Below are 15,645 nucleotides of genomic sequence, written 5' to 3'. Positions count from 1 at the left end.
AAATATTATGAGAAGGATTAAATACGTGTTGGTGTTCCTGTTGATGGGGATGGTTGGAAATCTATCCGCTCAAATTGCTTTTTTTCAAGGTACTTTCGAGGAGGCTTTGAAAAAAGCGAAGGCAGAGAAAAAGGATGTTTTCGTTGATTTTTACACGGAGTGGTGCGGACCTTGCAAGGTGATGTCGCAAAAAGTGTTTACTGTTCCAGAAGTGGGTGACTATTTTAACACGCATTTCGTGAGTTGCAAGTTGAACGCAGAAGCTCCCGAGCAGGCTGAACTGGTGAAAAAATACGGGGTGGAGGCTTTTCCCACGATGATATTCGTGAACGTGAAAGGAGAGGTGTTGCGCGTGGTGCGGGGGGCGAAAGCCCCTGCCGCGTTGCTCAATGAAGCGAAGATGGTGACGGGTGATATGCTGACTTTCGAGAAGTTGTATGAGAAATCGAAGAAGGAAAAGAAGAATACCGACCTGCAACAGGAGTTGTTGTTTCGGGCTCCCGAGTTTATCGCTACCCAAACCGGGTATAACCGGGATAAATGGATGGTGCGTATCGAGGCTCTTTTCCCGGAGTACGTGAAGAACAAGAAGTTGGAGAATATGATTAACGCCGAGGATTTGTATATCATCAGCATGTATCACAATGAAATCAAGGGTAATGACGAGATTTTCGATTTTCTGGTGAAAAATTACCGAAAATACGAGGAGATTGTGGGGAAAGAGAAGATTCAGGATTTCATTTTGGGTGTTTATAATAATTATATCATCTCTTTTTGTAAAAACGGTAAACAGGATTACAAGAAACATTTAGAGCGGGTAAAAGGAGATTTGCAGCCGGTATATAGCGATATTTCATTTGGTTCGCTTTCCGCTTTTGAGGCGATATCTTTGTTATCGGACGGGTATTACAGTCTTTTCCGCAAGGATATAAACACGTTTTTCGAGAAGATGAATCAATACTTTTCCGGCGCAGAGAAGGCTTTGACGGTAAACGATTATACCCAACCGATTGAAGATTTGTACACCGTGTACCGGGGTAATTTGCCGGAGGGTGCGAACGAGAAAGTGATAGTGTGGTTGGACAAGGCTTTGCAATACGAGATGGCGGCACAGTTGCGTACTCGTTTGTTGTATATGCTGGGAGATTGTTTCAATGCCACGGGTAATCCGGAAAAAGCAAAACAAAGTTTGAATCAAGCTTTTGTCGTTAGTTCCGGAATCGAAGAGGTGGAGTTGATGAAGCAGTTGCAGAACATGATACAAGAGAAGTTGAGGGAGTTATGAGAAGTTTGTTACTATTGTTTTTTGTTTTTTTATCCTTCGGGCAATCGATTTTAGCGCAAGAGGAATCGGTGAATTTCCGGCAGGGGCGATTGGAAAACGGGCTGACGTATTACATTCGCCGTACGACAAGTTCGCCGGGACGTGCCGATTTTTATCTCGTGCAGAACGTGGGAGCGTTGATGGAGGAGGAGCAGCAGAATGGTTTGGCTCATGTGCTCGAGCACATGGCCTTCCATGCCACGGATAATTTCCCGGATGGGGTTCCGGCTTTTTTGAAACGGCACAAGATAAGTAATTTTAATGCTTACACGGGACACGACGAAACGGTGTATAACGTGAATAATGTTCCTACTGCTTCGAAGTTGTTGGTTGATTCTTGTATTTTGGTATTGAGGGATTGGTCCGGTTTTCTTAAATTGTATCCCGAGGAGATGGAAATCGAGAGGCAGGTGATACAGGAGGAACGGCGTGCGGGAATGGATTTGTCCGCTCGATTGCAGAAGCAGGCGAACTTTTTCATCTACAACGGGAGCAAGTACGCCACGCATGACGTGATTGGTTCCGTGGAAGTGTTGCAGAGTTTCACGGCGGAACAAGTGAGGGATTATTACAAGGATTTCTATCGTCCGGACCAACAAGCCGTGATTATTCTCGGGGATATAGACGTGGATGCGGTGGAAGCGGAGGTGAAACGCTTGTTCGCTCTCATTCCCCGGCGGGAGAACCCGAAACCTCGCCTCGTGTACGATATTCCGGATAGTCCGCAACCTCAATATTATAAGTTGATAGACAAGGATGTGCCGACGAACGGGATGGTGCTTATGAAGCGTTTCCGGAAGAATCCGGTGCGTTCGTTACGGGATATGTTGCGGGAAGATTTGATGCGGGAGTTTTACAACAAGATGATGCGCGACCATTTGGCGGAGTGTATGGAAAATTCCGATGTGGCGTTTCTTAACGCGAGTATCGGTATCTTCGATATCGTTCGGGGTTACGAGGGATTGAATGTCGTGGTGTCGTCTTTGCCCGGGCAGGAAATCGAGGCGTTGGAACAGTTGATGGAACAGATGGTACGGGTTCATCAGACGGTGATAACCGATGAAAAGTTACACGGCATGGCGTCCGGTTATCTCAAGCGGTTGGAGCAGTTTAAGTTGCAAAAAGAGCGATTCCCGAATAGTATGTACTTGCAAATGTACCAGAATAATTTCTTGTTGGGGTACCCGATTAGCGAGTTCGAGCAGAATATAGATACGACGGCAGCGATTCTTAACGGTCTGACCGCCGAGGATTTCCGGAAGTGGATTGCTCGCTGGTTTGACGACGACCGGAATTGGATTTATATCATGCAAGGAAATAGCGCGGATTATCCTTTCCCCGCGGAAGAACAAATTTCAACCGTGATGCAGGAGGCTCGCGAGTGGACATTTGAAGCCGGGGAGGGACAGGAGAAGTTGGCGGGCAACGGTGTTTTGGTCGATTTCGAGATTCCGGCGGGTAAAATTGTCAAGGAGAAAGCGTTGAAGCCGATAGAGGCGGAAGAGTGGACGTTGAGTAACGGGGCGAAGGTCTATTACAAGTACACCGATTACAACAAGGGTATGTTTAATGTTTTGATAGGTAGCCGAGGAGGACGTTCTTTGCTTCCAGCAGAGGATTTGCCGTCAGCCGACGCTATGGTGGCTTTATTCTTGAAGAGCGGTTTGTACAAGTACGGGACTCGAGAGTTGAACGCGCTCGTGCAGGAGCATTCCATCAACATGGATATTTCCTTGGAGGAGAACTCCGAAAGTATCAATTGCACGAGTACGACGCGTGACGCGGATTTCGCTTTCCAATTTTTGCATTTGGTGGTGGAAAAACCTCGTTTCGACAGAGCCGCTTTTGACAAATATGTGCACGTGAATAAGTTGACATTGGCTCACTCTCGTAAAACGACGGACGACACTATCAATGACGTGTTGCGTGAGTTGCGGATGGTGAAGTCGCCCCGGCTTTGGGTGAGGGATGCGCGGTATTACGAGGCAATGGATTACGAGAAGATGGTTCGTATTTTCAAGGAACGTTACCAGAATGCCTCGGACTTTTCTTTCTATATCGTGGGTGATTTGGAACGGGAGGTAGCCCGGGAGCTTGTTAGTCGATATATCGCTTCGCTTTCTTCTACTTACCGCAAGGAGAAGCCCGTTAAGTACGAGTACTATAAAAAAGAGAGCGTGGCGAAAGATATTGCCGTGGATATTCCGGAGCAAAAGTACATGGTGGATATGGCTTTCACGAACACGTTGAAGACGAAACCGGCGGATAAGCTTTGCATGATGATTCTTCAGAAGCATTTCGAGTACTTGTTTCAACAGCGTATCCGGGAAGCGGAGGGCGGTTCGTACGGGGTACACGTGCGGACGGATGTTACCGGTCAGCCCGACCCCTCGCAGTTATTTAACGTGCAATTCGAGAGTTCCTTGGAGAAAGGGCCTCGTATGCGGGCTATCGTGCACGAGCAGATTGAGCAGTTCTTGAAAGAGGGAATGTCCGATGAAGACGTGGAGGATTTTATCCTGTTATTGAAAAAAGAACGGGATGCCGCTCCGGATTTTGGAAGTATTCCTTTTTGGACGGAAAATATCCAGTTTTATCAACGCACGGGAAAAAGTTTGGATGCTCCCGAGTTTTTCGAGAAAGTGATTGATAAGATTAAGGCGAAAGACGTGTTGGCTTTTGCCCGTAAGTTTTTTGCTGATGCGCAATGCGTTGATATCGTGGTGAAATCACGATAGCCGTCACGAAGAGAAGGTGTGTTTTGACACACCCCTCTCGTCCATAAAGTCTGAAAGTCCATAAGGTCCGTAAGGTCAAATATGCAGGTAGTGTATGTGTTATGGAGTTGAATATTAGTATACTATTAAATTACGGACTTTATAGACTTTAAGAGCCGGGGGCTCGACTTTATGAACTTTATAGACTAGAGGTGTGTTTAACACACCTCTTTATTTTATCTTCCAAGAGCCGAAAATGGTTTTCTTGAAGCGGGTCTTGTTTTTCTTTGCTTCTTCCGAGTCGTATTCGATGGCTCTGTCAAAGTATTCTATCGCCAAAGGAATGTTTTGTTCTGTACCTCTTCCGAAGCCATAGGCAACACCGAGGGCGTTGAGTACCATGGCGTCAAGTGGTTCCCACACGTCGTCGAGCATTTCATTCCCTTCAAGTTCGGAAAGGAATTGAAATGCCGTGTCGTCATCTTGAAAAGTCCCAAGACCGTCTTGATAGCAGATGGCAAGTTCGGCGGCAGGCTGCCAGCAATCCTCGGCTTCCATGTTTTGGTACGCTTTGTTGAGCCACGTTACGGCCTCGGCGTAATCCTGTGCAATATTGCCTCTTCCCTCGATGTAAAAGTTGCCAACTTGAAATTGTGCGCCCGGGTGCCCGGCCTCGGCGGCAATCATGTAATTCTCGAAAGCTTTGTCCAAGTCTTGTTTTACGCCGTAGCCTGTCGCGTGGCACACTGCTATGTTGTAGGACGATTGGATATCACCACGTTCCACTTTATTTAGATGGCGCAAAAATACTCAATTATCTCTAAAAGTAGTCTTTGTACGGGTGTGGATGCACTCGATTACCACTAAAACGAAGAAAGCACCTACTTTCGTAAGTGCTTTTGATACCCGCTTGGTAGGTATGCGGATTGTTGTCAGTGTGTAGTATTTGTATTTATTTTAGGTAGTTGTTCCGCCAGTTCGTTGATGGAACTGCCGGAAAAGACGATTCGTCCTTCGCTATCAATGATAAAGAAGGTTGGAATACCAATGAGATTATATTGTTCCGCGAACGCTTTGGTTTGTTCGGGCAAGCTGCGGAATTGTGCCCACGGCAGGTTTTCTTCTTTCAAGGCTTTTTGCCACTCTGCCTCTTGTTGATCGAGGGACACGCTGATAAAACGGATGGAATCCCCGTGAGTTTTGTACACTTCGCGTAGGTATATCAGGCTTGCTCGGCAGGGAATGCACCATGATGCCCAAAAATCAATCAGCGTGTATCCATCTCGGTTTAATTGGGCGAGCAGCGATACGCTCTTTCCTTTATCATCGACCACTTCGCCTTCTTGCAACGGTGAGCCTTGAACCAGCCGGGAGGCGTCACGGAGATAATGGCGAAACTCCCTCAATGCGGCACAAGTGTCTTGACAGGAAGCAAAGAGTTCTTCCAGTTCGTCGAGATAAGCCTGATTGTAGGTGAAAGCGGGTTTCTTCAATGTTCCGACAATGTAGAGGTTCGTTGCCAGATTATCGTTGTTGCGGATAAATGCCCGGCTTGCTTTGTCCAGTTCCGATTTCATGGTTTCCAATCGGCTGTTATAGTCCGGGGTTTGCTTCTCCTGCTTGCGGAGTTCCTGTATACCGTAACGCAACGGAAAGGTTTGTTGTTGGTAGCGGTAGTATGCTTCTTGAGCGCTGGAACCTTCCACTCGGTAGTTCTTTTCTTTCCGGATGTCGTAAAGCCAGTATGCTTGTGGTAGGCTGTCGATATGTGGCGTGGTAAAGGTGAGTTTGCCGTTTTCGACAAAGAAATTAAGCTCGTAACAATATGCCGATTCTTGATTTTGCTTCGAGCGTAGGATATAATCCGTGTTACTCACGCTAAATTTACACATGGAGGGAGCGTCCAGTTGCCCGCGCAACTCGAATTTCCCGTCAATGACGTAAGCGCTGGCTAAATCTTTGTCCCATCGGGTGATGGTTCGTAGGGTAACTTTCGTGCTGTCCATGGCACCGGGAACCGTACCCCGTAGGATAAAGTGGTCGGCAGGCTGCCGTGTACAAGCGGCAGCACCGAGCAGTAATATAAAACAGAGTTTTTTCATTGTTCTCTTATTTTTTTGTTTTAATCTTCGGAATATCTTATTTTTCCAAATATTCTTCAACAGTTACTCGTAATGCGTTGGCATCGTTACCGCTGAAAACGATTTTGCCATCGGGTGCGATGAGCATCAGGCGCGGAATGCCGCTGATATTGTAGGCACGTTGGGCAGCGGTAACTTGGTCACGATTGCCTGTCCATAATTGAGTCCAAGGCATGGCTTCCTCTTTCATTGCCGTTTCCCAGTCTGTTTTCTTTTGGTCGAACGATACGCTGATTACGGTCAGGCGGTCTTTTGGGGAGTGTTCATAAATTTGCTCCACTTTGGGGATGGCCCAGCGGCAGGGACCACACCACGATGCCCAGAAGTCTACCAACGTGTAGTGGTCGGGAAGTATATACTGTGATAGTTTCACGGTTTCGCCTGTCGGATTGGTCAGTTCAATGTCCTTGTATGATGCTCCTTTGTATAATATGCTTGCAATTTCTGCCATCTTTAATACTCGGGGACGACGCACTGAATCTTCGATCTGTTTGGCAATGCGTGTCAGTTCTTTTATCTCTTCGGGAGTGCGCGTAAAAGTGGTGTTCAACAAGCCTTCCGCAATGAAAAGCGATACTGGTGATTGTGGATGTTGGCGGATAAATTCCATTTTAGCAGCATCAATAGCTGCTTCCGCTGCCAGCTTCTTAGGATATAGTTCGTCAAATCGGTTGTTGAATTCCTCCGTTGTGTATTGGTTTTCTTGCATATTCAGCGTGGCTGAAGCGATATTCACTTCCGAGGCAGCCAACAGCAAAGGCATTAAAGCATCACGATATTCATAATATTCTCGCTGTAGTGGACCTCCTTCTACACGAGCTTTCGATTCGGCAGTTTCAGCCACGAAGGGGTGGATGAATTGCAGACTGTCGAAATGGGTTGTGTTTACCGTCAGTTCGGAATTGTCTAGAAACATGTAAATATTAACCATTTTGCCCATGTGGGGGGAAGAGGTGTTAGAGCTGATCAATAAATTGCAGTATTGCGGTGAAGCAGTTACGCCCTGCAATTCAAATTTGCCGTCTTGAATGGTATCTGTTGCCAATATCGCTTCACCTTCCATGGAGCGAAGCGTGACCAGCATCCCGTCTTGTAACCCGGGAAAATTGCCCCGTATCACGAATCCCTCGGGGCGGGAAGTACAGGCACCACACAATAGCAGTGCCGCGATAAAAAAGAAAATTCTGTTCATAGAAATTATTTAGAAGTTTATATTATTTCTCTGCATCTCGGCAACAACGTATGCGCATCATTCTTTCCAGTGTCACCGTTCCTCGGTAGACAGTCGTGTAATGGGCACATATTTTCCGGAACCAGACCGTTGTGGTTTGTAAACCGTTGTTCTCCACCTCTGAAGCCGACCAAAAATACCCGTACTCGCCGACAAAACACAAGAACGGGGAACGTCCCCAAGCTTCAGCATCTGCAACCTCGCCTCCTAATTGGAGTGCCATGCCCGTTCCTTCTGACCCTTGGCGGAGAAGGGTGGCTTCCTGATTTCCCCGCCAGCCTTCCGAATCGGCTTCTCCGGCAGACATGCCCAATGCTGTTTCCAGATTCTTCCAGTCCTCATCGGTGGGCAAACGCCAACCTTCAGGACAAAGCGTGCGGGCTTCCTCCCAAGTATAGAAGTTCCCATATTCCTTGTAATCTGCCGCAAAATCGATATCGAGGAGATGGGACTTAATCTTGACCGGATAGTTAGCCCCAAACAAGTCGTACGTGCATTCGTAATAAGGTGCCTCGGAATAATATTTTAGATTGGAAGTCATCCATTCCAAATTGCCGATTCGAACCCACCCGTAGGTGTTGCCGTCACGTTCGTCCGTGTACTCGCCGGTAGTGGAGGGACTGACTCTCGGCAAATTATCATCGTCACTGCATGAGCAGAATATAGCACTGCAACATACAAATAAAGCTATTATATACTTTCTCATAATCAATTAAATTTAATTCCGGTTGCTTCGAGCAACGGTTTGATGATATCATATTTTTTTCTGGTATATCCATTGATGTCGTTCTCCCCGTATTTTTCAAAGAATTCCTCCTCTGTCAGCGACAAGCAGGCTTTGATATAAGCCACGGCATCTTCTTTCGGGGAGGAGAAATTATTTTCATAAGGATCTTCCAGAAATCCCATCTCCAACGGATTCAAAATCTCCGTGGGAGCCCACCAGTATGACTTGGGGGTGGAATAATTGTTGTAGTTGACCGCGAAGAACTCTCCAGCTTTTCCGTCTGTATACTTGTTGCCCGCTGTTCCCCCGAAAGAGGCAAAAATGATCTCGCAGCAAATATCCTGCGCGTAGGCTTTACGTTCTTCTTGAGTCAATTCCCACAATCCGCTGACATTTAATGCCAAACAACGCAAATTGTTATAGGTCAACGGGGAGCCGACATAATCATAAGTAACGTCCGTGGTATTTCGCTGGTATTCATCAATACCGTTAGCCACTAGCAGGGAATAAGGCATCACGTTTTTAATATACGGTAGTAAATCGTTCTGCAAGAAAGTTGTGACTTGACGCTTTTGTTCTAACGTTTGCAAATAGTCGAACTTAAAGCGGAGATTGCTTGTATTCGTTAGCTGGTATTCCAGGCCTAAGAGTTCTGTTTCATAAAAAGGCTTGCCATTCTCGTCCGTCCCTTTGTATTCGTGTCGGAGCGTATCGTTGAAAAGGAGATGACATCCGGTGGTATTGAAAAACTCCTCTTTGAGTTTTGACTCCTCGTCCGTGGCTCCAGGCGAAATGGCAAAAGAATTGGTCACGGCAAGCGGCTCCAACTCGTCTTCTTGCTGGCAAGCATATAAACTACCAGCCAAAGCAATTATAAAGATTAATATTTCTGATTTCATATCTTTGCGTTTAAGTATCTGTTAATTACCGATAGGTATCGATTTCCCTTTTCGAACCGGACGTTGGTTTGTCTGTAGTGTATTCTGAAAATCTAAAACCTCTTTGGGGAGCATCAGCGTGTAAGCGTCGTCGTTCTCCTCCAAAACGTATTCCACGATTTCAGTCGGGGTCGATATGACAGGAATGAATCCCGATTTCACGTATTTGATATAGCGGTGTGTAATCTTTTTGGAATATGGGAATTTGTCACATACCGTGTAACGACGTAAATCGAACCAACGATGACCTTCAAAGCATAGCTCGCACTGGCGTTCGCGACGGATGAGGTCTACCAGTTCCTTGCCGCTTGCTGTCACTTCACGACTTTCTTTCAAGCGATGATTCAACAGAGTTTTGAGCATCGTGCGGGCTGTCGTTTCGTCACCCGAGTAAGCTGCCGCTTCAGCCGCATTCAAATAGGCTTCCGCTGTCCGGAACATGAAGTGGTCGGAAGCTTCCTTGTAACCGAATACCCAACCTTGTACTTTGGATAGCACCCATGCATCCGTGTAGACGTAATTAGTCGACATACCTCCTATTGATTCTTTCATGATATAATATTGTGTGCGCCAATCATTATCGCCTTCGGTAAAAGCCGATAGCAAATCTTGGGAAACGACGTAAGCCGGGAACTTCTCCTCTCCTTCTCTTGAACAATACATGCAACCGGCCAACGGGTAGCCTCCCATGGAGAAGATAGTTTCGGGCGAGGCTTTGGTTAATATTTCTGTGTCCGGGGTATGTGTATTCAAGTCCAATAGTCCGTTCCGCTTGTCCAATACCATGTTAGCGTATTCCAAGGCTTTTTCCCAATTTTGCATGTAAAGATATACCCTGCTTTTTAATAAATACACGGCAATGATATCTGCCCGGTAAGGATAGTTTTTCACCTCGTTATCTTTTAGATAAGTTTCGGCTTCGTCTAAATCGGTAAGTACTTGGATGTACACTTCCTCTACCGTGTTGACGGTATACTCTTTGTCTTCCACGTACTCCGTCAATTTAAGCGGTATGGCCGGAGTGCCTAGCGTTTGTGTACAATAAGGCTGTCCGTATAGATTACCTAAGGTGAAATAGTAAAGCGCACGAAGGAAATGAGCTTCTCCCTTGATACGTTTTTTTTGTAGTTCCTCCACTAGATTATTTACGGACAAGTCATTGACGGAAGTCAGTACCATATTGCAAATGTTGATACAAGAATATGCCTGCTTCCAATCTCTGCTTTCCGAAGTACGGGAATTGCCCTCGTAAGGTAGACCAACGCTTTGCTGCCACGTGTACCAACCGAACATTTGGGGTTGTATTCCTGCAAGATCGCCTAAATTGCTTCGTTCGTTAAAAGCCAATTCATCTGCCATGTGATGGGTAGCTTGGAAAAAAGCATTCACGGGTGATACTCCATACTCATTATTCTCGAATCTGCCTGATGGCATATAACCTTTTCCCAATAGCACTTCATCCAGATCGGAAAAAGTTTCCACTTTAGCAAGGTCCTGCGAGTGTTCTTCCAAAAAATGGGAACATCCGCAAAATAAACCCGCCATGCAACATAGAACAAGTATTTTTTTCATGTAATCGATGTTTTAGAATGAAACGGTTAATCCTAAAGTATATGTAGGTCGATCGCTCAACTGGATGCTGGCAAAACCTCCTTGTGTCGGGGCTTGTCCCTTCAACTCTTTGGCCGAAATAGTGAACAGGTTAGTGGCTGAAAATGATACATCCAATTGTGACAGACGCAGTTTTTTCAGTATCGTTTCGGTGAACTGGTAGGTTAAACTCAAGTTGGAACATTTCAAATAATTACCGCTTACCACACGGTGGTCACCGTAATCATACATTTCCCATGCGGAAATTGCTAAAGGTTGAATATCTTGATATTTATCGCTCCAGTGTCTTTCATATAGCGTATAATTGTCATCGCCTTTTCCTATAATCGCCGGGATATTCGTGTGGCGCTCATCGCCCGGTTTGCGCCAGCGGTTCAAGAAATATTTGCTGACGTTATTTTCGGGGCGGATATTTTGGGCATCCATTACCGCATCGCTAGCAGCATTGTAAATGGCAAACAGACGAATTTTATTTCCCATGCTGTACGCGAAGTTTCCGCTCAGACGGATATTTTTCCAACGTAGTGTCGTGTTCAAATTCCCTGATATTGTCGGTTCGCGTCGTCCGGAAGGCTTTAAAACGCGTGTGTACGTGTCATATTTATTCAGACCGCGCAATACTTCGGGATTGTCGGCATAATCATCGAACATCGGTCCGCCGTTTACAGGACTCAGCCCGATGAATTTATAGGAGTAAAAAGTACCGATAGGTTGACCTTTCACGAGAGCCGAACCATTAAGGAAGTTCGAGAGTTCATATTGATCGACATCCGCTTTACTCTTCATTTTATTAAAAGACTTGGAAATTGAAGTCGATACGGACCAGAACCAATCTTGGGATTGCAATGGCATGAATGTCAGCGAAACATTGTACCCGTGATTGTCAATGTCACCTTGATTTACTTGGTAAACGTCATTGGGCACCCCGTTCATTGTCGCGATAGCTTTATCCATAAAAGCATCTTCGGTGTGTTTCCACCAGTATTCAGTTTCTATCATTACTTTTCTCTGGAACAACCCGAGCTCTATTCCTAAATTATAGGAAGTGGTGGTTTCCCATTTCAAATTTGGATTAGGATAGCGTGAAACTGAAGCCACGTTCTCCCCGAAATGGGAATCGAGTGGCTCTTTGGAAATAATCATTACCGGACTTTGGTCACTGAGCATATTACCTTGGTACCCAAACGACGCTTTCAAGCGGAGAAAATCCAACCAGTTTGCTTCTTTTAGCCCCCATAATTCCGAAATGTTCCAGTTGGCAGAAGCGGACCAGATGGGCAATAATTTGTTATTGCTTTGATCTCCGAATGCGTTGGAACCATCAATTCGGGCATTGGTATTCACGGTAAAATAATTGTAGTAGCTATATGATATGGAAGCATAGCTTGATACAGTATTGCTTTTACTATCAGTCAACCGAGCAGGATTTTGAAATACCCATCGGGCGTAATCGGGAAATTTCTCGTGGTCAATGTTATTCACGAAACTCATCCCCCGGTCTTTGTAATAACCGCGCTCGGTACGCACGTAGCCGCGGGTGCGGGTTGAACTCATTTCAAAACCAATGGAGCCGTTGAGGTTATGCTGGTTTGATTTACCGAAAAAGTAGTTCCCATCTAACTGTAAACGCACCGTATAAGACTGATTTCCCGATTGATCGTGTGTTAGTTCTCCACCATAGGGCAATAGACTTGTTCCCCCGATATAGGTAGGGTTGCCCAAGTAATCCGGTTCTCCTTCGGTTCTTGGTGCCGGCAATACACCGTATTCTGTGCCCCGTAACATTGCGGCATAGTTGGTCTTCTCACCCCACCAGTTTTCTTGAGTCGTGTTCGACGTCTGGTAGGATGCGACAACGTTAGCTTTCAACCAATCTAGCAAACTGAATTGCAAATTTGTCGTGATGGTTAATCCGGAACCGTGTTGATTGTAGGAACTGTTTTCCAATTCATTGAGAATATTGTATTGGTAATATTCCGGACTCATCGTTCCCCATTTTCTTTTCAAGAAATAGAAATATTCCCCGTTCTCGTCATAGGCGGGTAATGCGCGAGTTGTTTTGTAGGCGTACTCCATGGGTGACAACTCCTGTTGGTAATATTGGCGGGAAGAAATATTCCCGTTCATGTTCAAAGAAGCGTTTAGCCAAGGTGTGAGGTTGGCATTCAGTTTCATCGTGGCAGTATAACGCTCGTTGTTACTGTCCCAAATCACATCATTATCGCGCGTGTAACCGATCGAGGCGTAATAAGTGGCTTCCGGCGACCCTCCGGAAATACTGATCGTGTGTGAATGTGATACGGAATTTTTAGTCAGTAAGTCGAACCAATCCGTGTTGATAACGCTAAGGCGTCCTACTTCTTTTTCGAATTGTTCGTCGGTCAGTTCATGATTGTATAATTGATTCAACAGACCTTCATAACCAACCATGTTTATATCATCCGGGAACGGGTAATGTTGTGCTACCAATTCACGGGAAAACTGGATGCGCTCCTTGGAATTCATCACGTTAATTGCCCGGTCGTTGTAGGAGGGGCGTTGACGAAGAGTTGTTGTCAAGTTGTAATTGACAATAGGTCGTCCGATGCGTCCCTTTTTAGTTGTTACCACGATCACCCCGTTGGCGGCGCGAGTTCCGTAAAGAGCGGTTGCGGCAGCATCTTTCAGTACGTCTATACGCTCGATATCTTGCGGGTTGATTCCGGCGATGGCATTACCGATACGGTTGATATAGTCCGGGTCATTCAAATCCGAAGCCGGCACGTTTACGGGATCCTGCATAATGATTCCGTCGAGTACCCACAGCGGTTCGCGATTGCCGATTAGCGTGGAGGTTCCACGGATACGCAGTTTGGGAACTACGCCTACCTCTCCGGAATTACTCATCAAAATCAAGTCCGGGATACGTCCCTGCAACATCTGATCTATAGAGGAAACGCCCGGGATGTTTAAATCCTCCATTTTAATGGAGGTCACGGAACTGGTGGATTTCCGGCGGTCTACCGTTTGGTAGCCGGTGATTACAACCTCGTCCATTTGGGTGGTTTCCTCTTCCATCGTTATATGTAATTCGGGTTCTCCCTTCCAAATGACTTCCCGCGTTTTCATTCCCACGAAAGAAAATACCAGAGTAGTTTCCCGGGAAGATACTAGAACCAGTTTGAAACGACCGTCTTTGTCGGACGTTACTCCTGTGGTTGTCCCTTTTATAATAATGGTCACTCCCGGCAATGGTAATTTATCTTTATCTCTGACAATTCCTTGGATGATAGTGTTTTTTGTTTTTTGAGGTTTGATGATCACCGTTTGTTCGTTAAAAACAAAGTCGAGTTCCAAATTTTTGAATAGTCGTTTCAGTAAAGTTTCCACTTCTTCGTTCTTTGCTTGAACGTTGAGTTTTTCGATGTGTTTGAAATTCATGTGATTATAGACAAAAAACAAATCTGTCTGTTGCTGTATAGCTTGAAAGAGTTCCATTACCGTACACTCTTTCAAATCTAACGTGACACGTTGTTGTTGGGCTGACGCTCGTGCCGACACACTTAAACCGCTTAACGTCAACAAGACTATTACTAGTAATTTCATGACTTTTCCGGTTTTCTGTAGATAGATTGTTCCGGGCCATCGAATGGTTCGATTTTTTTTCATACTTTTGAATGTTGATTAATACTACAAATACTTGACAAAATGTTAGTTTAAGGTTTTGATCATTCCGGGAGAAAATGGCCGTTTTCTTCCGGATTTTATTTCAATACCCGACGATAATCTTATTTTGTACCATTTTAAAATGCACGTATGAGGTTTGCTCTATTTTTTGGAGAATGGACATAACTGATTCTCCCCGGGGCAAATATCCACTGAACTTTTCCTCTTTTACTCTCGAGTTTTGGTATTCAACCCGAATGTCATACCATAATGACAATTCTTGCATAATTTCTTCTATAGTCGCTTCTTCGAAACAGAAACGTCCATGACGCCATGCGATATATTTTTTGATATTTACTTGTTCTACAGTGGTTTGTCCGGAAAGTAAATCCGTCGTTGCCATTTCTCCCGGGGTTAAAGTATATGGAATGCCTTCCTTGAACGCTACTTGTACTTTTCCTTCCACCAAGGTAGTCCGTATGCTGGTTGGAATTCGGGTATTGACATTAAATTCTGTTCCCAGCACCGTGACAGTCAATTCACCGGTACGCACGATAAAGGGTTTGCTCGCGTTGTGACTTACTTCGAAATAGGCTTCACCGTGTAATTCCACTTCGCGTATGCTTTTTTCGAAATTTGTCGGGTAACTCATGCGCGTATCCGAATTCAACCATACCCGGGTGCCGTCACTCAGTACCAAACGATATTCTGCACCTTTCGGCACTTCTATTTCGTTATACATAGGTTGTTCGACTTGTGGTTCCTCGGGGTTTTTCTCGTAGATAAGGGTTCCTTGGTCTTTAACAAGTTTGGCTCCGTCAATCTTCAACGTATCCGATATAGTTTGAGATGACAAGTTCAATACCTTTCCGGAGGCTGTTGTCAGATGTACAGCATTCCGACTTGGTTCTTGTGCGAAAGGCTCTACAATGGTATGCGGTTTGTTTTCCATGCTTAACCACCAGTAACCGCTTCCTAGAAACAAAAGTAAAACGGCAGCAGCCACTGACAATTTTAGAAATATGCGCTTCTTTTCCTGTCGTTTACGTGCAATTAGTTTTTCACGGAATGCTTGGCGCCAGCGAGTAAATTCTGCGGTGTTGTCGTCCATGTTGTTGGCACATTTGATTTTATCGTACAGCATCCTGTGCTTAGGGGAGGCCTCTAACCACTCGTCGAAGAATTGCTTTTCTTGAGGTGTTAATTTCTTATCTAAACTTTTTTCAATAATCCACCAATCTATCATAGTGTATAATTTATATGATTTTACCCTAGTAACACGGTAAATAGTGAATGGTTACAAAAAAAATA

At 45.3% G+C, this 15,645-nt stretch carries 10 protein-coding genes; 2 read left to right on the top strand and 8 right to left on the bottom strand.

The genetic code is table 11. The features are described 5' to 3' along the window. The first annotated feature begins 7 nt into the window (after positions 1-7). Entirely contained in the window at positions 8-1,285 is a 1,278-nt protein-coding gene (locus tag L0M98_RS12485) for a thioredoxin family protein (RefSeq protein ID WP_227216223.1), read from the top strand. After that, entirely contained in the window at positions 1,282-4,062 is a 2,781-nt protein-coding gene (locus tag L0M98_RS12480; protein ID WP_227216221.1) for a M16 family metallopeptidase, read from the top strand. Before L0M98_RS12485 ends, L0M98_RS12480 begins: the two co-directional genes overlap by 4 nt. A 210-nt stretch (positions 4,063-4,272) precedes the next feature. Here the strand turns inward: L0M98_RS12480 and L0M98_RS12475 are convergent, their stop codons facing one another. The 8 genes from L0M98_RS12475 to L0M98_RS12440 form a co-directional block, all read right to left on the bottom strand. Further along, on the bottom strand, positions 4,273-4,827 hold the full coding sequence (locus tag L0M98_RS12475) for a tetratricopeptide repeat protein (RefSeq protein WP_227216220.1): 555 nt from the start codon (positions 4,825-4,827) through the stop codon (positions 4,273-4,275). A gap of 146 nt (positions 4,828-4,973) precedes the next feature. After that, positions 4,974-6,143 carry a TlpA disulfide reductase family protein gene (locus L0M98_RS12470; protein WP_227216219.1) on the bottom strand — a complete coding sequence of 390 codons (1,170 nt, stop codon included), beginning with the start codon at positions 6,141-6,143 and terminating at the stop codon, positions 4,974-4,976. 37 nt (positions 6,144-6,180) lie between these two features. Next, a complete protein-coding gene (locus tag L0M98_RS12465; RefSeq protein ID WP_227216217.1) occupies positions 6,181-7,374 on the bottom strand; it encodes a TlpA disulfide reductase family protein in 1,194 nt (397 codons plus the stop codon). A 22-nt stretch (positions 7,375-7,396) separates the two neighbouring features. Continuing rightward, positions 7,397-8,119 carry a fibrobacter succinogenes major paralogous domain-containing protein gene (locus tag L0M98_RS12460; protein ID WP_227216214.1) on the bottom strand — a complete coding sequence of 241 codons (723 nt, stop codon included), beginning with the start codon at positions 8,117-8,119 and terminating at the stop codon, positions 7,397-7,399. A 2-nt stretch (positions 8,120-8,121) separates the two neighbouring features. After that, positions 8,122-9,039, bottom strand: coding sequence for a hypothetical protein (locus L0M98_RS12455; protein WP_227216213.1), 918 nt, complete (start codon positions 9,037-9,039; stop codon positions 8,122-8,124). A 21-nt stretch (positions 9,040-9,060) separates the two neighbouring features. Next, positions 9,061-10,650 (bottom strand): RagB/SusD family nutrient uptake outer membrane protein, encoded by a 1,590-nt coding sequence (locus L0M98_RS12450; RefSeq protein ID WP_227216211.1) that lies wholly within the window; start codon positions 10,648-10,650, stop codon positions 9,061-9,063. 12 nt (positions 10,651-10,662) lie between these two features. After that, a complete protein-coding gene (locus tag L0M98_RS12445) occupies positions 10,663-14,274 on the bottom strand; it encodes a SusC/RagA family TonB-linked outer membrane protein (RefSeq protein WP_227216203.1) in 3,612 nt (1,203 codons plus the stop codon). 163 nt (positions 14,275-14,437) lie between these two features. After that, a complete protein-coding gene (locus L0M98_RS12440) occupies positions 14,438-15,580 on the bottom strand; it encodes a FecR family protein (protein WP_227216197.1) in 1,143 nt (380 codons plus the stop codon). Positions 15,581-15,645 lie beyond the last annotated feature (65 nt).

Source organism: Butyricimonas sp. DFI.6.44 (assembly GCF_022132345.1).
GTDB classification, from domain to species: Bacteria; Bacteroidota; Bacteroidia; order Bacteroidales; family Marinifilaceae; genus Butyricimonas; species Butyricimonas muris.
This window is presented reverse-complemented; position numbering and strand designations above follow the sequence as displayed.